Source organism: Streptomyces sp. NPDC037013, from assembly GCF_055607265.1.
On the sequence record NZ_JBVJRV010000005.1, the window covers coordinates 62,632 to 87,447 of the forward strand.

Here is a 24,816-nt window from a genome sequence, read left to right on the forward strand (position 1 = left end):
AGTCCTCCTGTGGGGGCGAGAGTTCGGGCGATGCGCTGCTTGAAAACGGCGTTCGGGCACGCAGGCGCTCACCGGCTAGTCGGCGCGGTCGGCGCTGTCGGCGTGCAGCAGGTCGGCGGCGAGCTCGCGCAGCTCCACCTTGCGCACCTTGCCGCTGGCGGTCATCGGGTACTCGTCGATGACGCGCACGTAGCGGGGGATCTTCTGGTGCGCCAGCTTGCCGTCGCAGAACGTCCGCAGTGAGGCGGCGGTGAGCGGCTCGGCGCCCTCCCGCATCCGTATCCAGGCCATCAACTCCTCGCCGTAGTGCGGGTCGGGTACGCCGATGACCTGTGCGTCCAGGACGTCGGGGTGGGTATAGAGGAACTCCTCGATCTCCCGGGGGTAGAGGTTCTCGCCGCCGCGGATGACCATGTCCTTCAGCCGTCCTGTGATGCTCAGATAGCCGTCGGCGTCCATGACCCCGAGGTCGCCCGTGTGCATCCAGCCGTCCGCGTCGATGGCCTCGGCGGTCTTGTCCGGCTGCTCCCAGTAGCCCTGCATCACCGAGTAGCCGCGGGTGCAGACCTCGCCCTGCTCGCCGCAGGGCAGCAGGGCGCCCGTCTCCCGGTCGACGACCTTGACCTCCAGATGCGGGCCGACGCGCCCCACCGTGGAGACGCGGCGCTCCAGGGAGTCGCCCGCGCGGGTCTGGGTGGACACCGGGGAGGTCTCCGTCATGCCGTAGCAGATGGTCACCTCCGCCATGCCCATCTCGTCGATCACCCGCATCATCACCTCGACGGGGCACGGCGCGCCCGCCATGATCCCGGTGCGCAGGGAGGACAGGTCGAAGGAGTCGAAGGCCGGGTGGGCCAACTCCGCGATGAACATGGTCGGAACGCCGTACAGCGAGGTGCAGCGCTCGGCGTGGACGGCCTCCAGGGTGGCGCCGGGGTCGAACACCTCGGCCGGGATCACCATGCACGCGCCGTGGCTGGTGGTCGCGAGGTTGCCCATCACCATGCCGAAGCAGTGGAAGAGCGGCACGGGGATGCAGACCCGGTCGGCCTCGGTGTAGTTGCACAACTCGCCGACGAAGTAACCGTTGTTGAGGATGTTGTGGTGCGAGAGCGTCGCACCCTTGGGGAACCCCGTCGTGCCCGAGGTGTACTGGATGTTGATCGGGTCCCGGGCGTCCAGCGACGCGGCGGCCTCCGCCAGCTGACGGGGGGTGATGTGCGCCCCGCCGGCCAGCAGGGTGTCCCAGTCGTCGGTCCCGATGAGAAAGACGTGTTCGAGGCGCTCGCACGCGGGCCGCACCTCGGCGATCATGCTCGCGTAGTCGGAGGTCTTGAAGCTCTTCGCGGCCACGAGGAGCCGCACCCCGGCCTGGTTGAGCACGTACTCCAATTCGTGGGTGCGGTAGGCGGGGTTGATGGTGACGAGAATGGCGCCGATCTTGGCCGTCGCGTACTGCGTCAGGGTCCACTCCGCGCAGTTGGGCGCCCACAGGCCGACGCGGTCGCCCCTGGTGATCCCGAGCGCGAGGAGCCCGCGGGCCACGGTGTCGACGTCGTCGGCGAGTTCGGCGTACGTCCACCGGCGGTCCGTCACGTGGTCCACCAGCGCTTCGCGGGCACCGAAGGAAGCGGCGATCCGGTCGAAATTCTCTCCGATGGTCTCCTCAAGGAGCGGAACGTCGCCGGCGCCACGTGCATAACTTTGGCCCGATTCCGGGACGGTTCGGGCGAGCAGATCTTCCACCATGCTCAATTCCTCCTCGGGGGCGACAGTTCCACCAGCGTTGGTCAGCCACCTTCGGACGGGCATCTCGTGGATTGCTCGCCTGTTCCGGGAATATGCCCCATGGCGGATGCGCTTCCCGGCCGGAATTCATCCGCGTACACGGTGAGTTACTGCGGCCGCGCCCGGCGGCTTTATCGCATGTTGCGGACCTGGAGCCGCGGTCCGGAAAGTCTTGAGTCCTGAGGGCACTCCGGGTACTTCTGTAGATGGCAGTAGGTGAAACTTCACCGACAAGAAGATCTGGCCGGTGGTCCGTCACCGCCGACAGCGAGGATCGGAAGGGAAGAGAAGTGACCACCATCGTGCCCAGCCTGATGGCGACCCCCTCCGGTCGCCACTACAGTGATCCGGAGATCTTCGAGCGGGAGCGGGACCGTATATTCCACCGGAGTTGGTTCGCCGTCGCGCATGTGTCGGACGTGCCCACTCCCGGCAAGTTCCGCACGGCCCAGGTGGGCCGGGAGAACGTGGTCGTGGTCCGTGGACACGACGGCGTGGTCCAGGCCTTCCTGAATGTCTGCCGGCACCGCGGGTTCCTGCTCTGCAAGGAGAAGTATGGGGAGGTCAGGCGCACCATCCGGTGTGCGTACCACTCGTGGACCTACGGCCTGGACGGCAGGCTCGTCGCGGCGCCGCACCTCGCCAAGATGCCCGACGTGGACCGCGACGACTGGGGCCTCAAGCGGGTCCACACGCGGGAATACCTCGGTTATGTGTGGGTCTGCCTCACCGAGGAGCCGCCGTCCTTCGAGGAGACCGTCGTCGACGCGATCACCCGGCGGTTCGGCGACGAACAGGGCGTCGACAGCTGGCAGCTGGCGGAGCTAAAGGTCGGCCGCCGCATCAGTTATACGGTCAAGGCCAATTGGAAGATCATCGTCGAGAACTTCATGGAGTGCTATCACTGCGCTTCCATCCACCCCGAGCTGACGAGCGTCCTCCCCGAATGCGTCCAGGGTTACGCGGCCCAGCATTATGTGGGACGCGGCCTCAGGCTCCGGGACGACGCGGAAGCGTTCAGCATCGACGGCACCGGCGGGTTCGACAAACTCCCCGGCATCACCGAGGACCAGGACCGCACATATTGGGGGGTCACCATCAACCCCCAGGTCTTCATCAACTTCGTTCCCGACCACGTCATTTTCCACCGCCTCTTCCCCGTCTCCGCGGAACGCACGGTCGTCGAGTGCGACTGGCTGTTCGCGAAAGACGTCCCGGAGGATGCGCGGCTCGACCATTCCGTCGAACTGTTCCACCGCGTGAACCAGCAGGATTTCGACGTCTGTGAGATGTGCCAGCTCAACATGAGGTCGAGCGTCTATGAAGCCGGCGGCGTCCTCGTCCCGCACGAGCACCACATAGCGGAGGACTTTCACTCCTGGTACCTGAAGGCGCTCGAGACGTCCTGACACCCGCTGACACCCGGCGCCGGAGGCCGGATCGGCCGCGGTCCCGTCACTCCTTAAAGTTCTGTTGTCCGGACAAACCATTGACAGGAGTCGTCGGCGTCGCGAGGGTGGGGCCATGCGCATCGGACTGATCGGGACAGGCCGCATCGGCACCTTCCACTCGGCGGCGCTGCTCCGCCACCCCGGGGTGTCGTCCCTGGTGACGGCCGACGTGGACGCCGCGCGCGCGGCCGACCTCGCGGCCCGCACCGGCGCGACGGCCCTCTCCTCGGTGGACGAGGTCTTCACCGCCGGGGTGGACGCGGTGGTGATCACGGCGGCGACGTCGGCACACGCCGCGCTCATCGGCAGGGCGGCGCGGGCCGGACTGCCGGTCTTCTGCGAGAAGCCCATCGCCCTCGACCTGCCGGGCACACTGGCCGCCCTCGCCGAGGTGGAGGCGGCGGGCACGGTGCTGCAGCTCGGCTTCCAGCGGCGCTTCGACGCGGGGTACGCGGCGGCGCGCGAGGCGGTGCGGTCGGGACGGCTCGGCCGGCTGCACACCGTGCGGGCGATCACCTCGGACCCGGCGCCGCCCCCGGCCGCGTACCTGCCGCTCTCCGGCGGCCTCTTCCGCGACTGCCTGGTCCACGACTTCGACATCCTGCGGTGGGTGACCGGCCGCGAGGTCACGGAGGTGTACGCGACCGGCTCGGACACCGGTCCGGCGATGTTCCGCGAGGCGGGCGACGTCGACACGGCGGCCGCGGTCCTCACCCTGGACGACGGCACGCTCACCACGGCGACCGCGACCCGCCGCAACGGCGCGGGGTACGACGTCCGCATGGAACTGGCCGGGGAGCTCGACCAGTTGGCGGTCGGCATGGACGAGCGCACGCCCCTCACCTCCGCGGAGCCCGCGGGGCCGCCCGCGCCGGTCAAGCCCTGGCCCGGCTTCCTGGAGCGCTTCGCCCCCGCGTACGAGGCGGAGCTCACCGCCTTCGTCGACGTCGTACGCGGCGACCGGGCGAACCCCTGCGACGGCCGTGAGGCGCTGCACGCGCTGCGGATCGCCGAGGCGTGCGAACTCTCGCGGCGCGAGCGGCGGCCGGTGCGGATGGCGGAGATCCCGGAGGACCCGGAGGGGTACGAGGGCTGAGCCCCCCGAACCCCTCACGCACCGTACGCCGCGTGCGCCGGGCTCCCGCTCACGCCGTGGAGAGCACCGTGCCCTGGGCGATCGCGCACAGCGTCTGGGCTCCCTCGGCGCCGACGGCGGACAACTCGCAGCGGACCACGGCCTGACGGCGGCCCGAGTGGATGACGACGGCGTGGGCGACGAGTCCGGCGCCGGTCGCGGGACGCACGTACTGGATGGAGAAGCCCGAGGTCAGCACGGCGGGACCGAGGGTGGTTCCGGCCGCGAAGGTGATGCTGTTGTCGGCGGCGTAGGCGAGGACGCCGCCGTGCAGGAAGCCGTTCTGCTGCTGGAGTTCCTCCCGGACGTCGATCTCCAGGGTGGCCGCGCCCTCACCGAACCGGGTGACGCGGGCGCCCACGAGGCGGCTGAACGGCTGGGCGTCCAGGACCTTCTGGGCCATGGCGAGGTCGATGGGGTCGGACGGGGGCTGGTCCGCGGCCGGCTGCGGCCCGAGGGCCTCGGTGGCGGGGTCGGCCGGCTGCGCGGTGGAGGGCTCGGTCATGCCCGACTACTACCACCGGACGGGAAGCCGCCGCATCCCCCTGATCAGGGTCCCCGGCAGCCACTCCCCCGGAGGCCCGTCCGGAGCGAGCTCCGGGCAGCGCTCCAGGAGGGAGCCGAGGGCGATCTTCGCCTCCACCCGGGCCAGCGGCGCGCCCAGACAGTGGTGCAGGCCGTGCCCGAACGCGACGTGGCCCTGCGGGGCGCGGCGGATGTCGAACCGGTCGGGGTCGGGGAAGCGGGCGGGATCCCGGTCGGCCGCGGCGAAGGCGATGCGGACGACGGCGCCGGCCGGTATGACGACGCCGCCCAGCTCGGTGGGTTCGGTGGCGAAGCGGTACGTGGCGCTCTCCACCGGACCCTCGAAGCGGAGTGCCTCCTCGATGGCGCCGTCCAGGAGCGTCATGTCGGCGCGCAGCGCGGCCAGTTGGTCGGGGTGGGTGAAGAGGGCGTGCACGGCGTTGGCGATCAGGTTGACCGTCGTCTCGTGTCCGGCGATCAGCAGTACGAAGGCCATGGCGCGCAGCTCGGCGGGTGAGAGCCGGTCGCCGTCCTCGTCGCCCGTGGTGCGGATGAGGGCGCTCAGCAGGTCCTCGCCGGGCGCCGAGCACCGCTTGTTCTCGACCAACGCGGTGAGATAGGCGGCCAGTTCCTCGAAGGCGGCGCGCTCGGCCTCCTGGGTCGGGGAGGCCACCACCCCGTTCGACATGCGGCGGAAGGCGGTGCGGTCGATGTCGGGGACGCCGAGCAGCTCGCAGATGACGGTGATCGGGAGCGGGAAGGCGAGCGCCTCCAGCAGGTCGGCCCTGCGGGTCCGCGCCGACTCGCCCCGCACGAGCATCGCGTCCAGGAGGTCGTCGGTGATGCCCTGGATGCGGGCGCGCAGCGCCTCGACGCGGCGCATCGTGAACTCACGGGTGACGAGCCTGCGCAGCCGGGTGTGGTGGGGCGGGTCGGCGATCAGCAGGTGGGTGCCGATCAGCTCCTCCTCGTGGAAGGCGAAGCCGGCGACCCCCGAGGAGCTGGCGAAGCGGGGGGCGGTGAGCGCGGCCTTGCACGCGTCGTACCCGACGACCAGGTAGGTGTCGTCGCCGATGTCCTCCTCCGGGGGCGGCAGGCGGACGCGGTGGACGGGTCCGAGGGCGCGGAGGTCGGCGTAGACGGAGTGCGGGTCCTCCCGGAACCGCTCTCCGTACGTCGCCAGGTCGATGCTCTGCGCCATGCGGTCTCCTCCGGGTCGCGTCACTTCGTGGTCAACGTGCCGGTGGAGGTGATCGGTTCCCCTCAGCCCTCCCGGCCGTCCTGGTCGAGGAGGCCCGCGTCGTGCGCCAACAGGGCGATCTGCACGCGGTTGTTGAGGTCCAGCTTGGTCAGGATCCGGGAGACGTGCGCCTTGACCGTGGCGACGCTCAGGAAGAGCTCGGCCGCGATGTCCGCGTTGGAGCCGCCGCGGCCGACCGCGACGGCCACCTCGCGCTCGCGCTCGCCGAGCTCCGCCAGCCGGTCGAGGGCCCGGCGCCTGCGGTCCAGTTGCGGGTCGACGCCGGTCACCTGGGTGATCAGCTGCTGGGTCACCGTCGGCGAGAGCACCGGTTCGCCCGCCGCCACCGCGCGCACCGCGGCCACGATCTCGGCCGGGGCGGTGTCCTTGAGGACGAATCCGGCGGCGCCCGCACGCAGCGCCCGCAGCACCTGCTCGTCGGCGTGGAACGTGGTGAGGACGATGACCTCGGGCGCGCCGGGGCGCCGGCGCAGCGCCTCCGTGGCGGCGAGGCCGTCCATCGTGGGCATGCGGATGTCCATGAGGACGACGTCGGGCCGGAGTTCGCCGATCAGGGGTGCCACCTCGGTGCCGTCGCCCGCCTCACCCACGATCTCGATGTCGTCCGCGCCGCCGAGCATGAAGGAGAGCCCGGCGCGCACCAGCGGATCGTCGTCGACGAGCAGCAGCCTGATCGGTTTCATGACGCCCACGGTAGCCAGGCCTCCAGGTGGAATCCGCCGTCGGCCCCCCGCGCGTGGGAGAGCCTGCCGCCGGCGAGCGCGGCCCGTTCGGCGAGGCCGATCAGCCCCTGCCCCGAACCGGGCACCTTCGGTACCGGGCCGGGCGGCGCGGGGTTGTGCACGGACAGGGTCAGGCCCTCGCCCGGCCGTCCCCCGACCGTGACGGTCACCTCGGCGCCCGGCGCGTGTTTACGGGCGTTGGTGAGGCCTTCCTGGGCGATGCGGTAGGCGGTGCGGCCGAGGGCGGCGGGGACGGCCGCGGGGTCGGCGACGCGGTTGTCCAGGACGACCTTCATGCCCGCCTCGCGGGACTCGGCGGCCAGCGCGTCCAGGGCGGTGAGCGTGGGCTGCGGGCGGCCCGACGCGTCCGTGCCGCCGCCGCGCAGCACGCCGATCACCTGGCGCAGGTCCTGCAGGGCCTCGTGGGCGCTCTCCCGGATGACGCCGGCCGCCCTGGCGATCTCCTCGCGGGGCGCGTCGGGGCGGAACTCCAGGGCGCCCGCGTGCACGCTGAGCAGGGTGAGGCGGTGGGCGAGCACGTCGTGCATCTCGCGGGCGATGTCCTCGCGGGCGAGCCGCTGCGCCTGTTCGGCGCGGAGAGCCGCCTCGTTCTCGGCGCGGACGGCCCGGTCGCGGAGACTGAGCAGCAGTTCGCGGCGGGAGCGGACGAACATGCCCCAGCCGATGACCGCCGCGCTCACCACCACGCCGAAGCCGACGGCGACCCCGTACGGCATCTCGCTGTCGGGCCGCAGCCAGTACGTGAGGGGCACCGCCGCGATGGAGGCGCCGCCGATCCACGCCACGTACCGGAACGGCCGGTGCACGGCGAGGGTGAAGAGCGCCACCGCGATCGCGCCGCCCGCCGTGTCGGAGGCGATGCCGACCGGCACCATCGCGAGGGCGAACCCGACCGGCCAGCGCCTGCGCAGCCAGACCGCGGCGCAGGCGAGCGCGCCGAGGATCTGGTCGAGCTCGGCGGCGCCCTGCGAGACGTGCGGGTTCCCGCTGACCGAGTCGGCGCCGATCAGGCCGATGAGGACGGCGGCGCCGAAGCAGCAGAAGTCGACGAACCAGTCGCGTGCGGTGCGCCGGGCCCGGCCCGTCGCCCGGCTCGGGTCGAACTCCCGGGCGACGGCCGAGGGCAGTGCCCACGGGCTGCCGGCCAGGGGCCCGCGACCGGGCACCGGCTCGGACGCCGGCGCCGGCGCGGGCTCCGCCCTCGGCTCGGGCCGTCGCGTGGGATCTGTGCCGCTCATGGTCGACAAATCTACGCACCCGGAGAGGCCCTCGACGCGTCCCGGGCGCGATCGTCGACCAAAGTCGCCCAGGTCACCGACTTTCGGACCCGCGCCGCGGGGAGATCAGCGCCCCGCGGCCGATGCCCGCGGGAAAGCGCCGGGACGAGGATCTTCTCCATGAAGCGGCTACTGGAGTTCCTCGGTGTGATCCTGCTGCTCCAGGGGGTGGCCGGGCTGGTCAACAGGGTCACCGGCGCGTTGCGCGGCTGGGGCCTGGTACAGCGTCTCGGCTTCCTGGACGGTTACGAGACCTATGCGAGCGTGACGCTGATCGTGCTGGCCTGCGCGCTCCTCGCCGCCGCGCAGAGCCGCCCTCAGGGGTGAGGGCGCCCCCGCCGTGGGGCAGGGGCGCCGCTGTGGTCCGCCGGTTCAGCAGCCGTGGTCGACGAGGTCGAACGAGGCGTAGTGGTCGGCGGTGTAGTACTCCTCCTGGCTCTTGTCGCCGGTGACGATGCGGCGGGCGCCGCGGTCGTCCGAGCCGGGCGTGATGACGGTGTACTCGTGGTAGTAGCCGGAGCTCTGCCGCGGCAGCACGTTCTCGCGGTTCTGGAAGACGGTGCCGTCCTGCGGGAACGGGTAGGGGCCGCCCGCCTTGATGAGGTCCAGCGTGTCGTGGGCCTGGGAGGGCAGCGCGGAGTAGCAGATGTCGCCGACCGCGGCGGCGGAGCGGGGGGCGGTGTGGGAGACGGAGTACGCGGACGGGGCGGCCGGGGCGGCGCCCGCGCCGGCCGCTGCGGGGCCGCCGACGAGGAGCGCGGCGGCGAGGGCGGTGGCGCCGAGGAATCGGCTTCGTGGGGGGATTCGCATGCGCCCAGTGTGACGCGCGTAGAGGTTGGCGTGTCAACGTCAAGTCTGTGAAGTTTTCCGGGAGTTCACGGGTCGGTCACACCGTCGGCCGCGGGTCGCCCGCTCAACGGACCGCCCGCCGCCCCCAACTGGTCCCGGCCAGGACGAGCACGCCTCCCACCAGCCCCGCGACCCCGAGCCGTTCGCCCCCTAGCGCGATGCCGGTGACCGCGGCCCACAGCGGTTCCGTGCCGAGCAGCAGGCTGACCCGGGAGGGCGAGCTCCTGCGCACCGCCCACATCTGCACGAAGAAGGCGAAGAGTGTGCAGCACACCGAGAGGAAGAGCAGTCCCGCCCACTCCCCCGCGCCGAACCCGGCGGCGGCCGACCACGGCGGCTCCCCTGCGCCGGCCGCGGCGAGGGCGGCGAACACCGTGACGGCCGTACCGAGTTGGACGGTCGTGAGGGACAGGGAGTCGGCGCCCCGTACCGCCCGCAGGCGCGACATGGCCAGGACGTGCGCGGTGCGGGCCAGGGCGGCGAGCAGGATGAGCAGGTCACCGGCGGAGGGCCGGGTGAAGCCCGCGCCCTGGGTCAGCAGGACGACCCCGAGCACGGAGAGGCCCGCCGCCGCCAGGAAGGCGCGCGGTGGCCGCCTGCGTTCCGTGGCGGCCTCGGCGAGCGGCGTGAAGATCATGGTGAGGCTGATGATGAGCCCGGCGTTGGTCGCCGAGGTGTGGACGATCCCGTAGGTCTCCAGGAGGAAGATCCCGCCGAGGATCAGCCCGAGGACCGCTCCCCCGCGCCACTGCGCCCCGGTCAGCGCGCGCAGCGGGCGCAGCCCGGCCGCCACGAGCGCGGGCAGGACCAGCGCGAAGCGCAGGACGAGCACGGCGACGACCGTGTGGGTCGTGGTGATGCCCTTGGCCGCGAGGTAGCTGGCGCCCCAGACGACGGCGACGAGCAGGACGGGCAGATCGGTGTGCCAGGTGCGGCGCGGGGCGAGCGCGGCGGGGGTGGCGAGCGTCGACACGGGGCTGTCTCCAACGGGCGGGCCGGTGTGGAGACTTCGGCGGCTCGCACGCGGAGCGCACACCGTACCGGCCCAAGATCACGGCAGGAAGTCCCCGCGTGGGGCGGAGATCCGCGTCCGATAGCCGCCAGCCGTCGCGCCGCCGGACGACTTTCATTGAACCCGCAAGCACTTCTTGCCCATTGCGGCACTTTTCAGCGCATGAAGCTCACCATCACACGAAGAGGTACGGACATGTCTTCTCTCGACGGCAAGACGGCTCTGGTCACCGGCGGCAGCCGCGGCATCGGCGCGGCGATCGCGTTGCGCCTGGCCGCGGCGGGCGCCGATGTGGCGATCACCTACGTACGCGACGAGGGCGCGGCCCACGAGGTGGTCGCGAAGATCGAGTCCATGTGCCGGCGCGGCTTCGCGCTGCGGGCGGACGCGGCCGACGCCGGGGACGCGGCGGGCTCCGTGGAGCGCGCCGCCGACGACCTGGGCGGCCTGGACATCCTGGTCAACAACGCGGGCATCGGCGTACTCGGCCCCATCGGCGACCTGACGCTCGCTGACGTCGACCGGGTGCTTGCCGTCAACGTCCGCTCGGTGTTCCTCGCCTCCCAGGCGGCGGCCGGGCTGCTGCGCGACGGGGGCCGGATCGTCTCCGTGGGCACGGCGCTCACGCGTTACGCGGGCGGTCCCGGCGGCACCCTGTACGGGCTGAGCAAGTCGGCACTGACGGGCCTGACGAGGTCGCTGGCGTACGAGCTCGGCGGGCGCGGCATCACCGTGAACCTGGTGCAGCCGGGCCCGGTCGACACGGAGCTGAACCCGGCGGACGGGCCGTTCGCCGAGCCGCAGAGGAAGAACACCGCGCTGGGCCGGTTCGGTTCGCCCGACGAGGTGGCGTCGCTGGTCGGCTATCTGGCCGGCGACGACGCGGCGTACCTGACGGGCACCGAACTCACGGTGGACGGCGGGCACTCGGCGTAGCGGGGCCGCCGGGCGCCGGCGCGGTCCGGGCATGGGTGTGGGGCGCGCCGGGGCTGTCCACCCGGCGCGCCCCACGCTCAAGGGCGGGTCAGCCGCCCAGCTCCTGGTGACGGGCGGCCAGCTTGGCCGCGCCGTCCTCGGTCAGCGAACCGAACAGGCGCAGGCGGGAGATGCCGCCGTCCGGGAAGATGTCGACGCGCACGTGCGTGCCGACGACCGGGGCGCCGAGGACGAAGCGGTGGTTGGTGTCGGGCTGCAGCCGCGTACGGGGCAGCGCCTCGGTCCACTCACCGCTCTCGCCGTCCCGGACGGACAGGGCGGCCCAGCCGGCGGAGTTGCCCTTGAGGTAGGCGGTGTCGATCTCGACGACGCGCACCTCGGCCTGCTGGACGAGCCGGTAGCGGATCCAGTCGTTGCCGTTGTCGCGGCGGCGGCGGGTCTCCCAGCCGTCGTCCATCTTGCGGGAACGGCCCGGCTGGATGGTGTTGGTGGCCGGCGAGTAGAAGCGGTCGGACGCGTCCTCGACCTGGCCGCCGTTCTCCAGGGCGACGACGTCGAAGGTGCCGAGCGCGGCGAGCCACTTGGGGTCGGCGACGACCTCGCCGTAGACGCGCAGGCGGGCGATGCCGCCGTCCGGGTGCTGGTTGACGCGCAGGTGCGTGAAGCGCTGCTCGACGTCGACGGCGAAGCCGTTGGCGGCGTGGCCGCCGACGGGCGTGCGCGGGACGAGGGTCGTCCACTTCACGTCGTCGGCGAGGAGCTCCTCGGGCGTCGGCGAGCCGTCGACGCTGGTGCCCTCGACGGAGACGGCCTGCGGGTAGTTGCCGCGGAAGTGGGCGGTGTCGACGACGATGCCGCGCACGACGCCCGGGGCGCCGAGCCGCACGAGCGCCCAGTCGTGGTCGTCCGCGGTGGGCCACGGGTGCTCGCCCGATGTGCCGCGCCGGCGGCGGGTCTCCCAGCCGTCCATGACCTTGCCCTTGTGGCCGAAGTGCTCGGGGTCGAACACGGCCGGGTGGGCGAGCAGCAGGTTCTCGCGCATCGCGAAGAACTCGTCGTTGGCGGCGATCACACCGGCGCCGAGCTGCCGGTCGGCGAGGTTGGCGTACTGGGTGAAGGGGAAGTCGGCCGTGCGGTAGTCGGCGTAGGGCTCGCCGCCGCCGTAGGGGCTCGCGTCGCCGGTGAAGGAAGGTATCGCCGTCACGTTCAGTTGTTCCTTTCCAGAAGACGGCCGGCGGGTTCGCTGAACTCGCCGCCGTGCAGAATGCGTTCGCCGCGCAGCCAGGTGGACTTCACGACGCCGCTGAGAGTCTTGCCCGCGTACGCCGTGACCCGGTTCCGGTGCTGCAGCTCAGCGGGGTCCACGGTGAAGGTCTCGTCGGGCGCGAGGACCGCGAAGTCGGCGTCCCGGCCGGCCTCGATGGCGCCCTTCCGGTCGAGTCCGACCAGCTCGGCGGTACGGGTGGACATCCACCGCACCACGTCCTCCAGGGAGTGCCCGCGCCTGCGGGCCTCGGTCCAGACGGCGGGCAGGCTCAGCTGGAGTCCGGAGATGCCGCCCCACGCGGTCGCGAAGTCGTCGGTCTTCAGCTCGGCGGTGGACGGGGAGTGGTCGGTGACGACACAGTCGATGGTGCCGTCGGCCAGCGCCTGCCACAGCAGGTCGCGGTTGGCGTCCTCCCTGATGGGCGGGCAGCACTTGAACTCGCTCGCGCCGTCCGGGACTTCCTCGGCGGTCAGCGTCAGGTAGTGGGGGCAGGTCTCGACGGTCAGCCGGACGCCCTCGCGCTTGGCGGCGGCGATGAGCGGCAGGGCGTCGGAGGAGGACAGGTGCAGCACGTGGACGCGCGCGCCGATCCGCTTGGCGACGGCGATGAGGCCCTCGATCGCGGTGTCCTCCGAGACGCGGGGCCTCGTCTGGAGGTAGTCCGCGTACTTGGGGCCGGTCTTGTGCGGGGCGGCGTCCAGCTCGTGCGGGTCCTCGGCGTGCACGATGAGAAGTCCGCCGAAGCCGGCGATCTCGGCCATGGAGGCGGCGAGCTGGTCCTGGTTCAGCTCGGGGAACTCCTCGACGCCCGAGGGCGAGAGGAAGCACTTGAACCCGTAGACGCCGACGTCGTGCAGCGGCTTGAGGTCCTGGACGTTGTCGGGGAGGGCCCCGCCCCAGAAGCCGACGTCGATGTGGGCCTTGCTGCGGGCCACCTCCTGCTTGGTGCGCAGGTTCTCCACCGTCGTGGTGGGCGGCAGGGAGTTGAGGGGCATGTCGATGAGGGTGGTGATGCCGCCGGCGGCCGCGGCGCGGGTGGCGGTCCAGAACCCCTCCCACTCGGTGCGGCCCGGGTCGTTCACGTGGACGTGTGTGTCGACCAGGCCGGGCAGCAGGACGTCGTCGCCGAAGTCCTCCAGGCGTGCGCCGGCCGGCACCTCGGCGTCGTACGCGCCCACGGCCACGATCTTCCCGCCGGAGACGGCGACCGAGGCGGCCCGGGTCCCCTCCGGGGTGATGACACGGGTGGAGCGGAGCACCAGCTCCACACCCGCACCCGCCGTCGTGTCCACGTCCACGTCCTGTCCGGACACCGCGTCCCCTCTCTTCTGTTCCGCTACACAGACCTTTTGCTTCCGCTTAACGGAATTCAACGTTCTGTTGAAGGAGTTTTCACGCTTGCGTCCACGGCGTCAAGGGTGCGCTTCGGCACTCCGGTCCCGTACTCCTCTCATTCCGGTCCGCACTGGACGTTTCCACAACGTGGAATTAGAATTCCGCTTACCAGAACGTAGCTACGCACAACGCGAGCGCCGAGGGGTCCGGGGACAACCCCGCGAAGACGGGGACAAAGACCCCCTGACCGGCGACGACGGCAGGACGAGCAAGAGTCCTGGTGAAGAACCGACCGGTAGGCTGCATCCTTGCCCGCCAGCACCGAAAGGAACGCGCCGTGCCGACGTCAAGCGCCAGCGACGCCCCTGCTGAAATCGCCGCCTCCAAAGCCCCCGCCGCCAGCGGTGGCGTCCAGTCCCTCGAGCGCGCCTTCGATCTGCTCGAGCGGATGGCGGACGCGGGGGGCGAGGTCGGTCTCAGCGAACTCTCCGCAAGCAGCGGCCTGCCGCTCCCCACGATCCACCGCCTCATGCGCACGCTGGTCGCCTGCGGGTACGTACGCCAGCAGGCCAACCGCCGCTACTCCCTCGGCCCGCGCCTGATCCGCCTCGGCGAATCCGCCTCCCGCCTGCTCGGCACGTGGGCGCGGCCCTACCTCGCCCGGCTCGTCGAGGAGACCGGCGAGACGGCCAACATGGCGCTGCTCGACGGCGACGAGATCGTGTACGTCGCGCAGGTGCCGTCCAAGCACTCCATGCGGATGTTCACCGAGGTCGGCCGCCGGGTCCTGCCGCACTCCACCGGGGTCGGCAAGGCGCTGCTCGCGCACGCGTCGCCGGAGGAGGTGCGGGCGCTGCTCGCCCGTACCGGCATGCCGGCCGCCACGGAGAAGACGATCACCACTCCCGAGGGCTTCCTCGCAGCCCTCGAAGAGGTCCGCCGCACCGGGTACGCGGTCGACGACAACGAACAGGAGATCGGTGTCCGGTGCCTTGCCGTGCCGGTGCCCGACTCCCCCACCGCCGCGGCGATCTCCATCTCCGGCCCCGCGGGCCGGGTGACCGAGGCGGCCACGGACAAGATCGTGCCGGTGCTGCAGCAGGTGGCGGTGGAGCTGTCGGCGGCTCTGGTCAGCGCGGGGCCCGGTTCCTGACGCGGTCACCCGGGGTTCGGGCGCGCCGTCACCCGGGGTTCGGGTGGGTCGCCTTCTGGAATGTGGGGCCCACCAGGGCGAAGTCGTCCGGGGTCATCCTGCGCAGCGTCCGGCGGAAGCCCTTCGGCGCCGCGGGCGCCGGGACCGTGAGGACGGCGCAGGACGCGTGCGTACGGACGTAGCGCTGGGTGCGGCTCACGCCGTGCGCGGCCTGGCGCGTGCCGAGGACAAGGAGGTCGTCCGGGCCGCTCGCGAGGTCGCACAGGGCAGGGCCCGGACGGGACCTGATCACCCGGCGCTCGGCCTCCACGCCGGGCGGCGCACCGCCGAAGACCTCGTCGAAGGCGCCGTCGAGACGCGCCCCGGCCTCGGTCCACCAGTGCCGGGCCCACTGCGGATCGGGGCGGCGCGCGTACAACCCCTCGCCCTCCGGCGGCTCCCAGGCCAGCACCGCGAGCAGTACACCGCCCCCGCGCCGCGCCTGCTCCGCACCCGCCCGCAGCGCCGCCAGGCTCGCGAGTGAACCGCTGACCCCCACCACGACGCGCCCCGCTCCCGCATCCGCTCCACGCGCTGACATCCGTACACCTTCCCCGGGCCAAAGTGGCCGCAGCCGCCAAAGAAGTCGTCACAAGCTCCTGTCCGAAGCTCCATGAGGGGGAGTCTGTACGCTGATTGGCCTGGGGAGCAGGGCCAATCAACGGGAGTTGGCATGGATGACGCACGTGTGGTCCACACCGTGGACAGGAGGCTCGGGAGCCGCGGTCTCGCCGGCCTGCTGACCGGCATCACCGGCGAGCACCCCGGCTACCGCGCGCTCGCCCAGGGCGTGCGGACCCTGCTCCTCGACGGCCGCATCCCGTTGCACACCCGGCTCCCCGCCGAGCGCGAGCTGGCCTCGGCGCTGACCGTCAGCCGGGCCACCGTCACCGCGGCCTACGACGTCCTGCGCGAGGGCGGCTTCGCGCGCAGCCGCCGCGGCGCCGGCACCTGGACCGAACTGCCGCACGGGCGCCGCCCGTCCAACGTGGCCGCCTTCCTGGCCGGCGACGACGTCCTCGACCTGGCGGTGGCCGCGCCCGGCGCCCCCGAGGCGGAACTCGGCGCGGCCCTCGCCGCGGCCGGTGCGATGCTGGCCGAGCACGCGCCGACGCCGGGCTACCACCCGTACGGGCTGCCGGCGCTGCGGGCCGCCGTAGCCGACCGGTTCACCCGGCGCGGACTGCCCACGCTGCCCGACCAGATCCTGATCACCACCGGCGCCCAGCACGCCCTGTCGCTCTCCCTCTCCCTGCTCGGCAGGCAGGGCGACCGCGTCCTGGTCGAGAACCCCTCCTACCCCAACGCCCTCGACGCGATCCGCGGCGCCGGACTGCGCGCGGTCCCCGTACCGGTCACCGAGGACGGGTGGGACAGCGATCTCGTCGAGTCGTCGCTGCGGCAGGCGGCGCCCCGCATCGCGTATCTCGTACCGGACTTCCAGAACCCGACGGGCAGCCTGATGCCGCGCGAGCAGCGGGTGCGCGTCCTGGAGACGGCCCGCGCCACGGGCACCTGGCTGCTGATCGACGAGACCATCTCGGACATCGCCCTGGACGGTCCGCCGCCCGCTCCCTTCGCCTCGCTCGCGCCGCACGGGACGGGCGAACAGGTCGTCACCGTGGGGTCGTTGAGCAAGACGCACTGGGGAGGGCTGCGGATCGGCTGGGTGCGGGCCGGGTCGGGGCTGATCACCGAGCTGACGACGAAACGCGTGCCGAGCGACATGGCGACGCCGGTCATCGAGCAGCTGATGGCGCTCCATCTGCTGCGCGGCATGGACGACGTGCTGCGCGAGCGGCTGCCGCGGCTGCGGGCCCAGCGGGACGCGCTCGCCACCTCGCTCGGCCGCCACCTGCCGGAGTGGCGCTGGCAGCTGCCGCCGGGCGGGCTCTCGCTCTGGGTGGACCTGGGCAGACCGATCGCCTCCGCGCTGGCCCGCGCGGCGCTCGCGCAGGGGGTACGGATCGAGGGCGGCTCCCGCTTCGGCGCGGACCCCGGGACGCACGAGAACCGGCTCCGCGTCCCGTTCACCCTCCCCTCCGACCAGCTGGAAGAGGCCGTCCGGCGGCTGGCCGCCGCGCTCGCGGGCGACCTGCGCGCCACCGGCGCCACCGAGGACGAGGTGAACGGCCGCCACTGGGTGGCGTGACGCCGACGCCGCTCGCGCTCGGGGCGGTCGGGGCCGGTGGCTCGCCGGTCTCCTAAGCGACGCCGGACGCGGGGCGGCATGTGATGTGCGTCGCGTCCCGCGCGTTCAGCGCCTCTCCGGCTCCCCGAACGTCTCCACCGCGCCCCGCACCCCGGCGAGCCCGGCCGAGAGCGCGCTGACCGAGCCGATCGCGCCCGCCACCAGGAGCAGGGACCTGCGCATCCTGGGGATCTCGGGGGCGTCTCCGTACGCCATCTCCGCGAGGGCCGCCAGCTCCTCCTCCGCGATGCCGCGGTCCGCGAACTCCGCGGGATGCGCGGCGAGTTCACGGCGCAGCCGGGCCACGGCGGTACGCAGTTCCGCCACCCGCGGGTCCTCGTCGCCGCCGCTCATCCGTCTCTGCTCCACACTCCGCAACACAGTTCTCCCCCTCGCACGTCTCCGTGCGCCGTTCTCGTGCGTGTTCCCTGGGCCCCGTGGTGCTGGTCAGGCACCTGGGGACCGCGGGTCAGTAAACCGTTCCCGATAGGGAAGCGCCACTTTGTGAACGCTGTGGGACCTGGGGCGGAAGTGACGCGTACGCGAGGCGGGCGGGCGCGGAGGCCGCCGCGTCGGGTGTATCCAGGAGACATGACGACAGAAGCGATGAACGCGCGGGCCGACGGACCGGAGGAGGTCGTCGGGCTGCTGCTCGCCGCGGGCGGCGGGCGGCGCCTCGGCGGGCGGCCGAAGGCCCTCCTGGAGCACCGGGGGCGGCCGCTGGTGGAGCACGCCGTGCGGGTGCTGCGCGAGGCCGGGTGCGCACGGGTGCACGTCGTCCTCGGCGCGTCCGCCGACGCCGTGCGCGCGCGGGCCTCGCTCCCCGGCTGCGTCCTGGTCGACAACCCCGAGTGGGAGGAGGGCATGGGGTCCTCGCTGCGGGCCGGCCTCGGCTCACTGCGCGGCACGGACGCGGCCGCCGCCCTGGTCTCGCTCGTGGACCAGCCCGGCATCGGCGCCCTGGCCACCGGCCGGGTGCGCGCCGCCTACCGCTCACCCTCGACGCTCGCGGCGGCGGCGTACGAGGGGCGGCGCGGCCATCCGGTCCTGTTCGGCTCCGCGCACTGGGCCGGGATCGAGGCGCTCGCGGTGGGCGACCGGGGGGCGCGCGACTACTTGCGGGAGCACGCCCGCGAGATCGAGCTGGTCGAGTGCGGGGACGTGGCCGAGGCGTACGACATCGACACGGCCGAGGATCTGAGCCGCCTCGAGACCGGGATCACGGCGCCCCCCGGGGCGCCCGGAACACCGGCCCACGTGGAGTGACCGGGGTGGCACTCAGCGACACGTTCTGTCGACGAGAAGAATCTCGACATCAACAAACCATTGAACTTCCACTATGAGGAAACTAGTATCCACTGACCAGAAGGCCCGTTATCTCGGACGGGGCCCACAGTCGCACCTCGGCTCCTGTGGCACCCAGTGCCATCGCGTCTGCCCGGCGGCTCGCCCGGCACCGTCCGTGCAGCTCTCTGAAGGAAGTGACAGCTCATGTCCGCACTAGCGCCGTCGCCGCTGGCCATCGTCGACGCAGAGCCCCTGCCCCGGCAGGAAGAGGTGCTCACCGACGCGGCCCTCGCCTTTGTGGCCGAGCTGCACCGGTTGTTCACGCCCCGGCGTGACGAACTCCTCGCCCGGCGAGCCGAGCGCCGTGCCGAGATCGCCCGCACCTCCACCCTGGACTTCCTCCCGGAGACCGCGGCGATCCGCGAGGACGACTCCTGGAAGGTCGCGCCGGCCCCGGCCGCGCTGAACGACCGCCGCGTGGAGATCACCGGTCCGACCGACCGCAAGATGACGATCAACGCCCTCAACTCGGGCGCCAAGGTCTGGCTCGCCGACTTCGAGGACGCCTCGGCCCCCACGTGGGAGAACGTGGTCCTCGGTCAGCTCAACCTCACCGACGCCTACGAGCGCCGCATCGACTTCACGGACGAGCGCACCGGCAAGTCGTACGCCCTCAAGGACGCCGGCGAGCTCGCCACGGTCGTCATGCGGCCGCGCGGCTGGCATCTGGACGAGCGCCACCTCCAGGTCGACGGCAAGCCGGTCCCCGGCGCGCTCGTCGACTTCGGCCTGTACTTCTTCCACAACGCCAAGCGCCTCATCGAGCTCGGCAAGGGCCCGTACTTCTACCTCCCGAAGACCGAGTCGTACCTGGAGGCCCGCTTCTGGAACGACATCTTCGTCTTCGCGCAGGACTACGTCGGCATCCCGCAGGGCACGGTCCGCGCGACCGTCCTGATCGAGACGATCACCGCCGCGTACCAGATGGAGGAGATCCTCTACGAGCTGCGCGACCACGCCTCGGGGCTGAACGCGGGCCGCTGGGACTACCTCTTCTCCATCGTCAAGAACTTCCGTGACGGCGGCGAGAAGTTCGTCCTGCCGGACCGCAACCTCGTGACGATGACCGCGCCGTTCATGCGCGCGTACACCGAACTCCTCGTCCGCACCTGCCACAAGCGCGGTGCGCACGCGATCGGCGGCATGGCCGCCTTCATCCCGTCCCGCAAGGACGCGGAGGTCAACAAGGTCGCGTTCGAGAAGGTCAAGAACGACAAGGACCGCGAGGCCGGCGACGGCTTCGACGGCTCGTGGGTGGCCCACCCCGACCTGGTCCCGATCGCCATGAAGTCCTTCGACGCGGTGCTCGGCGAGAAGCCGAACCAGAAGGACCGGCTGCGCGAGGAGGTGAAGGTCGCGCCCGAGGACCTGATCGCCATCGACTCCCTCGACGCGAAGCCCACCTACGACGGTCTCGTCAACGCCGTCCAGGTCGGCATCCGTTACATCGAGGCGTGGCTGCGCGGCCTCGGTGCCGTCGCCATCTTCAACCTCATGGAGGACGCGGCCACCGCCGAGATCTCGCGCTCGCAGATCTGGCAGTGGATCAACGCGGGCGTCGTCTTCGAGACGGGCGAGACGGCCACGGCCGACCTGGCCCGCAAGGTCGCCGCGCAGGAGCTCGCCGCGATCCGCGAGGAGATCGGCGACGAGGCCTTCGCGGCCGGCAAGTGGCAGCAGGCCCACGACCTCCTCCTCCAGGTCTCCCTGGACGCGGACTACGCGGACTTCCTGACCCTCCCGGCCTACGAGCAGCTCGGCTGAGTCTCCCGTACCGTCACCACCTGGCCCCCGGCACCGCACAGCGCCGGGGGCCAAGTGGCATCCCGGGCCGCGCCTCAGCCCACGTGACGCGACCAGTCCTGCTCCGCCGCGGGCTTCCCGTGCAGGTCGGGAACGCGCTTGAGCCAGTCGGGCCGGCCCTTCTCGGTGGCCGCGGCGCGGCGCGCGTCCGCGGCCGCCAGCTCGCCCCTGCTGGGGAAGCAGGTGGGCAGCCAGGCCGCCGAGGCGCGGGCGCGGGCCAGCAGGTGGCCGACGTACGCCTCGCGGACCTCGGCGGGCGAGGAGAAGCCGGGCTCGGCGGCCAGCCAGGCGTCGGGCACGAGGCCGACGATCTCGCGCAGCACGGCCTCCGTGACCAGCGGCGCGAGCTCGGCGTCGGCCGCCGCCATGTCCGGCCCGTACACCCCGAGGGCGTGGTGCCGGAAGTCGTACGCCTTGTCGGGGGCGGACGCGCCCCAGCGGTGGTGGAAGACCAGGGCCGCGCCGTGGTCGATGAGCCAGAGCCGCGGCGGCCGGACGCCGAACGTCGGCCAGATCATCAGGTTCGAACTGTGCACCGTGCGGTCGACGTTGGCCGTGAGCGCGTCGAGCCAGACGACCTTGCCGGCCTCCAGCGGGTCGACGTCGATGGCCTCGGGGGTGAAGTCCTTGGCCCCCGGCAGCAGATCCATGCCGAGGTTGAGCCCGGCGCTGGCGCGCAGCAGGTCCTGGACCTCCTGATGCGGTTCGTCGGCGGCGACCGCCGGGTCGAAGTGCACGAGGACCAGCTCGGGGAAGCGCAGCCCGAGCCGGCGCGCCAGCTCACCGACGATGATCTCGGCGACGAGCGCCTTGCGGCCCTGGGCGGACCCGGTGAACTTCACGACGTACGTACCCAGATCGTCGGCCTCGACGACACCGGGGACGGAGCCACCGGTGCGCAGGGGTTCCACGTAGCGGGTCGCGGTGACCTCGGTCAGCATTCTCTCGAGCCGCCCAACTCTCTGGCCTCCGGCAGGGAGTGTCCATCGTAATCCAGCGTGGTGTCAGCCCCCGCTGCCCCAGTCCAGGCGGAGTACCGCCAGGTCATCGGAGTGGCGGCCCGCGTTCAGGGCGTGGGTCTCCTTGATGAGGAGGTCGACGTGGGCCGCCGGGTCCGCGGGCGGCAGGTTCTCCATCAGGGTGAGCAGGCCCTCGACGCCGAGGCGTTCGTCGCCGGGGCCGCTGTGGCCTTCGGTGAGGCCGTCGGTGTACAGGGTCAGGGCGCCGTCGGCGGGGAGCGGGATGACGGTGGCGGGCCAGCCGCGCAGGCCGGGGGCGATGCCGAGGGCGATGCCGTGGGCGGCGGTCAGTTCGCGGGTGCCCTCGGCCGTCGTCAGGAGGGGCTCGTGGTGGCCGGCGAGGTGGAGGGTGGCGGTGGCCGCGTCCTGGTCGAGGGTGAGGAGGGTGCAGGTGGCGAAGAGGTGCCGGCTGCCGCGCTCCGCGATCAGGATGCGTTCCATAAGGTGCAGCAGGTCGGCGCCGCGGTGGCCGCCGAGTATGAGGGAACGCCAGGCGATGCGCAGGCAGACGCCGAGCGCGGCGGCGTCGGGGCCGTGTCCGCTGACGTCGCCGACGACGGCGTGGAGCACTCCGTCGTCTCCCTCGACCACGTCGAGGAAGTCACCGCCGAGCAGGGTGAGGGCGGCGCCCGGCAGGTAGCGGGTGGTCACCCGTACCGTGGAGGTGTCGAGCATCGGCTGGGGCAGCAGGCCGCGTTCCAGGCGGGCGTTCTCCTCGGCGCGCAACTTGGCCGCCTGCGCCTCGGAGTTGGCGCGTTCGGTCTTGCTGCGGTAGACGGCGTAGCGCACGGTGCGGCGCAACAGTTCCGCCTCGACCTTGCCCTTGACGAGGTAGTCCTGGGCTCCCGCGCCCATGGCGTCGGCGCCGGCCTGCGCCTCGGAGAGGCCGGTCAGCACGATGACCGCGGTGTGCGGGTCGACGGCCCGGACACCGACGAGCGCGTCGATGCCGGAGACGTCGGGCAGGTGCAGGTCGAGGAGGACGCAGTCGGTCCGGCCCGCGGCCAGCTCGGCGCGGGCCAGGGCCAGGGTGGTGCGGGTGGTGAGTTCGAAGCGCAGCCCGGTGTCGTGGAGGAGTTCCTCGACGAGCAGCGCGTCGCCCTGGTCGTCCTCGATCAGGAGGATGCGGTAGACCGGCTCGTCGGCGGCCTCCTGGGGGCCCAGCGCGGTGACCGCGGTCATCGGGCCTGCTCCAGGTCGGAGCGGGTCGCCTCGGGCAGGACCGTGAGGTCGGGCGTCTCGGCGGGCTCCGGGGCCAGGGTGAAGGCGATGCGGGCGCCGTCGCGGTGGTCGGTGTCGATGCCGATGGTGCCGCCGTGGAATTCGACGATCTTCTTGCACATGGCGAGGCCGATGCCGCTGCCGCTGTAGGCGTCCTTGGTGTGCAGCCGCTGGAAGATGACGAAGACCTTGTCGGCGTACTCCGGCGCGATGCCGATGCCGTTGTCGGTGACGGTGAAGGACCACAGGTCGCCGTCGCGGGCCGCCGTGACGTGGATCTTCGGCGGGACGTCGGGGCGGCGGAACTTGACGGCGTTGCCGATCAGGTTCTGCCAGAGCATGCCCATCTGCGTGGGGTCGGCGATCAGGGTCGGCAGCGGGTCGTGGGTGATGACCGCCCCGGACTCCTCGATGGAGACGCTCAGCGCGGAGAGCGTCTGGTCGAGCACCTCGCCCAGGTCGACGCTCTGGTGGGTGTTGTGCATCCGTCCGACCCGGGAGAAGTCCAGCAGGTCGTTGATGAGGATCTGCATGCGGTTCGCGCCGTCGACCGCGAAGTCGATGTACTGGTCGGCGCGCTCGTCGAGCTGGCCGCCGTAGCGGCGCTGGAGGAGCTGGGTGAAGCTGGAGACCTTGCGCAGCGGTTCCTGGAGGTCGTGGGAGGCCACATAGGCGAACTGCTCCAGCTCGGCGTTGGAGCGCTGGAGGTCCGCGGTCTGCGCGTCCAGCCGCAGGCGCGCCTCCTCGGCGAAGGCCAGTTCCCGTACGAGCCGCCGGCGCATGAAGTCGATCTCGACGCTCAGGTGCCGCAGGTCGGCGGGGCCTGTCGGGGTGATGGGGTGTTCGAAATCACCTCCGGCGATGGCGCGGGCGTCCGTGCCGAGCTGTTCCAGCGGCCGGTTGATGCCGCGCCGCAGGCCTTCGAAGACCAGTCCCGCGAGGGCGACGATGAGCACCCCGATGGCGCCGAACACCCAGTTGCGCAGGGCCACGGTGGCCTCGAGGTCGTCCCTGACCCGGGCGCGGTCCGCGCGCAGGTGGTCCTGCTGGCCGCTGAGGGCACTGCGCACGGCGTCGAAGGTCTTCTTGCCCTCCGCCGCCCGGCGGATGGCCAGCTCGGAGGGGGCGCCGGACGGTTCGGCGGCGATCGGCCGGGCGATCCGCCGCTGCCAGGCCTCGGCGGCGGTCCGTACCCTCTTCAGGTCGGCCAGGCCGGCCCGGTCGCCGTCGAGGAGCGCGGTGAGACGCCGGGACTCCGCCTTCTGCCGGGCGAGCCCCTTCTCGTACGGGGTGATGAATTCCGGCGCTCCGGTGAGTCCGTAGCCGCGGATGCCGGTCTCCTGGTTGAGCAGGGCCGACTCCAGGCGGATCGCGGTGATCACCGCGGGAGAGCGCACGTCGACGAGGTCGTCGCTGATGGACTGGCTCCTGCCAAGGACCCAGGTGCCCACCGCTCCGAGCAGTGCCAGTACCGTCAGGGAACCTGCCACGCCCACGCGGAGCCAGCGCAGGGTCGTCCACGCGGAAAGTCCCCGCGGGTGCGGTGGTCTCTCGTCGCCGGTCATCGTGTGGGCTCCTCCGGTTCTCGGCCGTCAGGGATCACGGCCAGCACACTCTAGAGGCCGACAACCGTTGTTGTCGCCGCCGCCCGGGGGATCTAGGGTGCGGGGTATGCCAGGCAACGACTTCGCTCTGCGGACCACCGCGCAGGAGACGGCTGCCGTCGCGGACGCGGCGGTCAGTGACGTTGCGCGGCGTCTCACGCGCGAGCTGCTGGATTCCTCCTCGTCCCCGGCGTCGGGGGGCCCGGCACACGCCCTGGCTCTGCTCCACCTGTTGGACCACGTACGGCAGGCCACGGAGCGGCTCCAGCGGGAGGCGGCGGTGGCCGCGGCCCGTGCGGGTGCCGCCTACCCGCAGATCGGTGCCGCCTGCGGCATGACCCGTCAGGGAGCCCGACGCCGTTGGCCCGGGCTCTTCCACCACTCCGACGAACGACCCACGGAGCACCCGATGATGACCACCCCCGCCCGCCCCTTCGACGTGCTGCTCGTCGAGGACGACATCGCCGACGCGATGCTCATCCAGGAAGCCCTCTGCGAACGCGGGGCGCGCAATCTGGTCCAGGTCCCGGACGGAGTGGCCGCGCTGGAGCACCTCCGGGACGCGGACACCCCGCGCCCCGACCTCATCGTCCTCGACCTGAACATGCCCCGCATGAACGGCCGGGACCTGCTGAAGGTCCTCAAGAGCGACGAGGACCTGCACGCGATCCCCGTGGTGGTCCTCACCACGTCCTCCGCGCCCGACGACGTCACCGGCGCCTACAGCAGTCACGCCAACGCGTACGTGACCAAGCCGGTGAACCTGGAGGAGTTCGAGAAGGCCGTCCAGAGCATCGACGCCTTCTACCTCGACACCGCCACCCGGCTCCGCCCCTGAGCGGCCGCATGGAGGGAGTGAC

Annotated in this window: 23 protein-coding genes; 9 read left to right on the top strand and 14 right to left on the bottom strand. The window is 72.0% G+C overall.

Annotation, left to right across the window (positions count from 1 at the left end):
• Positions 1-75: 75 nt before the first annotated feature.
• On the bottom strand, positions 76-1,749 hold the full coding sequence (locus ACZ7DY_RS19320) for an AMP-binding protein (RefSeq protein WP_471136846.1): 1,674 nt from the start codon (positions 1,747-1,749) through the stop codon (positions 76-78).
• 353 nt (positions 1,750-2,102) lie between these two features.
• Between ACZ7DY_RS19320 and ACZ7DY_RS19325 the strand changes: the two genes are divergently transcribed.
• Positions 2,103-3,197 (top strand): aromatic ring-hydroxylating oxygenase subunit alpha, encoded by a 1,095-nt coding sequence (locus ACZ7DY_RS19325; protein ID WP_471137686.1) that lies wholly within the window; start codon positions 2,103-2,105, stop codon positions 3,195-3,197.
• Positions 3,198-3,312: 115 nt separating this feature from the next.
• Positions 3,313-4,335, top strand: coding sequence for a Gfo/Idh/MocA family protein (locus ACZ7DY_RS19330; protein ID WP_471136848.1), 1,023 nt, complete (start codon positions 3,313-3,315; stop codon positions 4,333-4,335).
• A 49-nt stretch (positions 4,336-4,384) separates the two neighbouring features.
• On the opposite strand, the gene ACZ7DY_RS19335 is transcribed toward ACZ7DY_RS19330, so the two are convergent.
• The 4 genes from ACZ7DY_RS19335 to ACZ7DY_RS19350 all read right to left on the bottom strand — a co-directional run bounded on the left by ACZ7DY_RS19335 (position 4,385) and on the right by ACZ7DY_RS19350 (position 8,141).
• Positions 4,385-4,777 (bottom strand): PaaI family thioesterase, encoded by a 393-nt coding sequence (locus ACZ7DY_RS19335; protein WP_471137688.1) that lies wholly within the window; start codon positions 4,775-4,777, stop codon positions 4,385-4,387.
• Between the two features lie 111 nt (positions 4,778-4,888).
• On the bottom strand, positions 4,889-6,100 hold the full coding sequence (locus ACZ7DY_RS19340; protein ID WP_471136850.1) for a cytochrome P450 family protein: 1,212 nt from the start codon (positions 6,098-6,100) through the stop codon (positions 4,889-4,891).
• A 62-nt stretch (positions 6,101-6,162) separates the two neighbouring features.
• Positions 6,163-6,843, bottom strand: a complete 681-nt coding sequence (locus ACZ7DY_RS19345; RefSeq protein WP_471136852.1) for a response regulator — start codon at positions 6,841-6,843, stop codon at positions 6,163-6,165.
• Complete coding sequence (locus tag ACZ7DY_RS19350; RefSeq protein WP_471136854.1) at positions 6,840-8,141, bottom strand: sensor histidine kinase; 1,302 nt, start codon at positions 8,139-8,141, stop codon at positions 6,840-6,842. Before ACZ7DY_RS19350 ends, ACZ7DY_RS19345 begins: the two co-directional genes overlap by 4 nt.
• Positions 8,142-8,300: 159 nt before the next feature.
• Between ACZ7DY_RS19350 and ACZ7DY_RS19355 the strand changes: the two genes are divergently transcribed.
• Positions 8,301-8,507, top strand: coding sequence for a hypothetical protein (locus tag ACZ7DY_RS19355; protein ID WP_471136856.1), 207 nt, complete (start codon positions 8,301-8,303; stop codon positions 8,505-8,507).
• Between the two features lie 45 nt (positions 8,508-8,552).
• Here ACZ7DY_RS19355 and ACZ7DY_RS19360 read toward each other — a convergent pair whose 3' ends face one another.
• Together ACZ7DY_RS19360 and ACZ7DY_RS19365 are read right to left on the bottom strand one after the other, a co-directional pair.
• On the bottom strand, positions 8,553-8,990 hold the full coding sequence (locus ACZ7DY_RS19360; RefSeq protein ID WP_471136858.1) for a guanyl-specific ribonuclease: 438 nt from the start codon (positions 8,988-8,990) through the stop codon (positions 8,553-8,555).
• Between the two features lie 103 nt (positions 8,991-9,093).
• Entirely contained in the window at positions 9,094-10,002 is a 909-nt protein-coding gene (locus tag ACZ7DY_RS19365) for a DMT family transporter (RefSeq protein WP_471136860.1), read from the bottom strand.
• 234 nt (positions 10,003-10,236) lie between these two features.
• Here ACZ7DY_RS19365 and ACZ7DY_RS19370 point away from each other — a divergent pair, with 234 nt between their 5' ends.
• Positions 10,237-10,977, top strand: coding sequence for an SDR family NAD(P)-dependent oxidoreductase (locus ACZ7DY_RS19370; RefSeq protein WP_471136862.1), 741 nt, complete (start codon positions 10,237-10,239; stop codon positions 10,975-10,977).
• Between the two features lie 88 nt (positions 10,978-11,065).
• Here the strand turns inward: ACZ7DY_RS19370 and alc are convergent, their stop codons facing one another.
• Positions 11,066-12,181, bottom strand: a complete 1,116-nt coding sequence (alc, locus tag ACZ7DY_RS19375; protein WP_471136864.1) for an allantoicase — start codon at positions 12,179-12,181, stop codon at positions 11,066-11,068.
• Positions 12,182-12,183: 2 nt separating this feature from the next.
• Positions 12,184-13,557 carry an allantoinase AllB gene (gene allB / locus ACZ7DY_RS19380; RefSeq protein WP_471136866.1) on the bottom strand — a complete coding sequence of 458 codons (1,374 nt, stop codon included), beginning with the start codon at positions 13,555-13,557 and terminating at the stop codon, positions 12,184-12,186.
• Positions 13,558-13,916: 359 nt separating this feature from the next.
• On the opposite strand from allB, the gene ACZ7DY_RS19385 reads away from it, so the two are divergent.
• Positions 13,917-14,732 (top strand): IclR family transcriptional regulator, encoded by an 816-nt coding sequence (locus ACZ7DY_RS19385; RefSeq protein WP_471136868.1) that lies wholly within the window; start codon positions 13,917-13,919, stop codon positions 14,730-14,732.
• A gap of 28 nt (positions 14,733-14,760) precedes the next feature.
• Here ACZ7DY_RS19385 and ACZ7DY_RS19390 read toward each other — a convergent pair whose 3' ends face one another.
• Entirely contained in the window at positions 14,761-15,312 is a 552-nt protein-coding gene (locus ACZ7DY_RS19390) for a universal stress protein (protein WP_471136870.1), read from the bottom strand.
• 132 nt (positions 15,313-15,444) lie between these two features.
• Here ACZ7DY_RS19390 and yczR point away from each other — a divergent pair, with 132 nt between their 5' ends.
• Positions 15,445-16,923 carry a MocR-like transcription factor YczR gene (gene yczR, locus ACZ7DY_RS19395; protein ID WP_471136872.1) on the top strand — a complete coding sequence of 493 codons (1,479 nt, stop codon included), beginning with the start codon at positions 15,445-15,447 and terminating at the stop codon, positions 16,921-16,923.
• A gap of 105 nt (positions 16,924-17,028) precedes the next feature.
• On the opposite strand, the gene ACZ7DY_RS19400 is transcribed toward yczR, so the two are convergent.
• A complete protein-coding gene (locus ACZ7DY_RS19400) occupies positions 17,029-17,316 on the bottom strand; it encodes a DUF5955 family protein (RefSeq protein ID WP_471137690.1) in 288 nt (95 codons plus the stop codon).
• A gap of 237 nt (positions 17,317-17,553) precedes the next feature.
• Between ACZ7DY_RS19400 and ACZ7DY_RS19405 the strand changes: the two genes are divergently transcribed.
• A complete protein-coding gene (locus ACZ7DY_RS19405) occupies positions 17,554-18,228 on the top strand; it encodes a nucleotidyltransferase family protein (protein ID WP_471136874.1) in 675 nt (224 codons plus the stop codon).
• A 225-nt stretch (positions 18,229-18,453) separates the two neighbouring features.
• Positions 18,454-20,073, top strand: a complete 1,620-nt coding sequence (aceB, locus tag ACZ7DY_RS19410; RefSeq protein WP_471136876.1) for a malate synthase A — start codon at positions 18,454-18,456, stop codon at positions 20,071-20,073.
• A 74-nt stretch (positions 20,074-20,147) separates the two neighbouring features.
• Here the strand turns inward: aceB and ACZ7DY_RS19415 are convergent, their stop codons facing one another.
• From ACZ7DY_RS19415 to ACZ7DY_RS19425, 3 genes are all read right to left on the bottom strand, one after another.
• Positions 20,148-21,053 carry a HipA family kinase gene (locus tag ACZ7DY_RS19415; protein ID WP_471136878.1) on the bottom strand — a complete coding sequence of 302 codons (906 nt, stop codon included), beginning with the start codon at positions 21,051-21,053 and terminating at the stop codon, positions 20,148-20,150.
• 63 nt (positions 21,054-21,116) lie between these two features.
• Positions 21,117-22,313: a PP2C family protein-serine/threonine phosphatase gene (locus tag ACZ7DY_RS19420; RefSeq protein WP_471136880.1), complete on the bottom strand. Its 1,197-nt coding sequence runs from the start codon at positions 22,311-22,313 to the stop codon at positions 21,117-21,119.
• Positions 22,310-23,917 (bottom strand): sensor histidine kinase, encoded by a 1,608-nt coding sequence (locus ACZ7DY_RS19425; protein ID WP_471136882.1) that lies wholly within the window; start codon positions 23,915-23,917, stop codon positions 22,310-22,312. Before ACZ7DY_RS19425 ends, ACZ7DY_RS19420 begins: the two co-directional genes overlap by 4 nt.
• 106 nt (positions 23,918-24,023) lie before the next feature.
• Here ACZ7DY_RS19425 and ACZ7DY_RS19430 point away from each other — a divergent pair, with 106 nt between their 5' ends.
• Positions 24,024-24,794 (top strand): response regulator, encoded by a 771-nt coding sequence (locus tag ACZ7DY_RS19430; protein WP_471136884.1) that lies wholly within the window; start codon positions 24,024-24,026, stop codon positions 24,792-24,794.
• Positions 24,795-24,816: the final 22 nt, after the last annotated feature.

Coding starts and splice junctions, on each gene's coding strand:
- ACZ7DY_RS19415 (WP_471136878.1), bottom strand. CDS start 21,053: ATGCTGACCGAGGTCACCGCGACCCGCTACGTGGAACCCCTGCGCACC.
- ACZ7DY_RS19405 (WP_471136874.1), top strand. CDS start 17,554: ATGACGACAGAAGCGATGAACGCGCGGGCCGACGGACCGGAGGAGGTC.
- ACZ7DY_RS19335 (WP_471137688.1), bottom strand. CDS start 4,777: ATGGCCCAGAAGGTCCTGGACGCCCAGCCGTTCAGCCGCCTCGTGGGC.
- ACZ7DY_RS19355 (WP_471136856.1), top strand. CDS start 8,301: ATGAAGCGGCTACTGGAGTTCCTCGGTGTGATCCTGCTGCTCCAGGGG.
- yczR (WP_471136872.1), top strand. CDS start 15,445: ATGGATGACGCACGTGTGGTCCACACCGTGGACAGGAGGCTCGGGAGC.
- ACZ7DY_RS19330 (WP_471136848.1), top strand. CDS start 3,313: ATGCGCATCGGACTGATCGGGACAGGCCGCATCGGCACCTTCCACTCG.
- ACZ7DY_RS19340 (WP_471136850.1), bottom strand. CDS start 6,100: ATGGCGCAGAGCATCGACCTGGCGACGTACGGAGAGCGGTTCCGGGAG.
- ACZ7DY_RS19430 (WP_471136884.1), top strand. CDS start 24,024: ATGCCAGGCAACGACTTCGCTCTGCGGACCACCGCGCAGGAGACGGCT.
- ACZ7DY_RS19325 (WP_471137686.1), top strand. CDS start 2,103: ATGGCGACCCCCTCCGGTCGCCACTACAGTGATCCGGAGATCTTCGAG.
- ACZ7DY_RS19400 (WP_471137690.1), bottom strand. CDS start 17,316: ATGAGCGGCGGCGACGAGGACCCGCGGGTGGCGGAACTGCGTACCGCC.
- aceB (WP_471136876.1), top strand. CDS start 18,454: ATGTCCGCACTAGCGCCGTCGCCGCTGGCCATCGTCGACGCAGAGCCC.
- ACZ7DY_RS19320 (WP_471136846.1), bottom strand. CDS start 1,749: ATGGTGGAAGATCTGCTCGCCCGAACCGTCCCGGAATCGGGCCAAAGT.
- ACZ7DY_RS19420 (WP_471136880.1), bottom strand. CDS start 22,313: ATGACCGCGGTCACCGCGCTGGGCCCCCAGGAGGCCGCCGACGAGCCG.
- ACZ7DY_RS19425 (WP_471136882.1), bottom strand. CDS start 23,917: ATGACCGGCGACGAGAGACCACCGCACCCGCGGGGACTTTCCGCGTGG.
- ACZ7DY_RS19350 (WP_471136854.1), bottom strand. CDS start 8,141: ATGAGCGGCACAGATCCCACGCGACGGCCCGAGCCGAGGGCGGAGCCC.
- ACZ7DY_RS19390 (WP_471136870.1), bottom strand. CDS start 15,312: ATGTCAGCGCGTGGAGCGGATGCGGGAGCGGGGCGCGTCGTGGTGGGG.
- ACZ7DY_RS19370 (WP_471136862.1), top strand. CDS start 10,237: ATGTCTTCTCTCGACGGCAAGACGGCTCTGGTCACCGGCGGCAGCCGC.
- ACZ7DY_RS19360 (WP_471136858.1), bottom strand. CDS start 8,990: ATGCGAATCCCCCCACGAAGCCGATTCCTCGGCGCCACCGCCCTCGCC.
- ACZ7DY_RS19345 (WP_471136852.1), bottom strand. CDS start 6,843: ATGAAACCGATCAGGCTGCTGCTCGTCGACGACGATCCGCTGGTGCGC.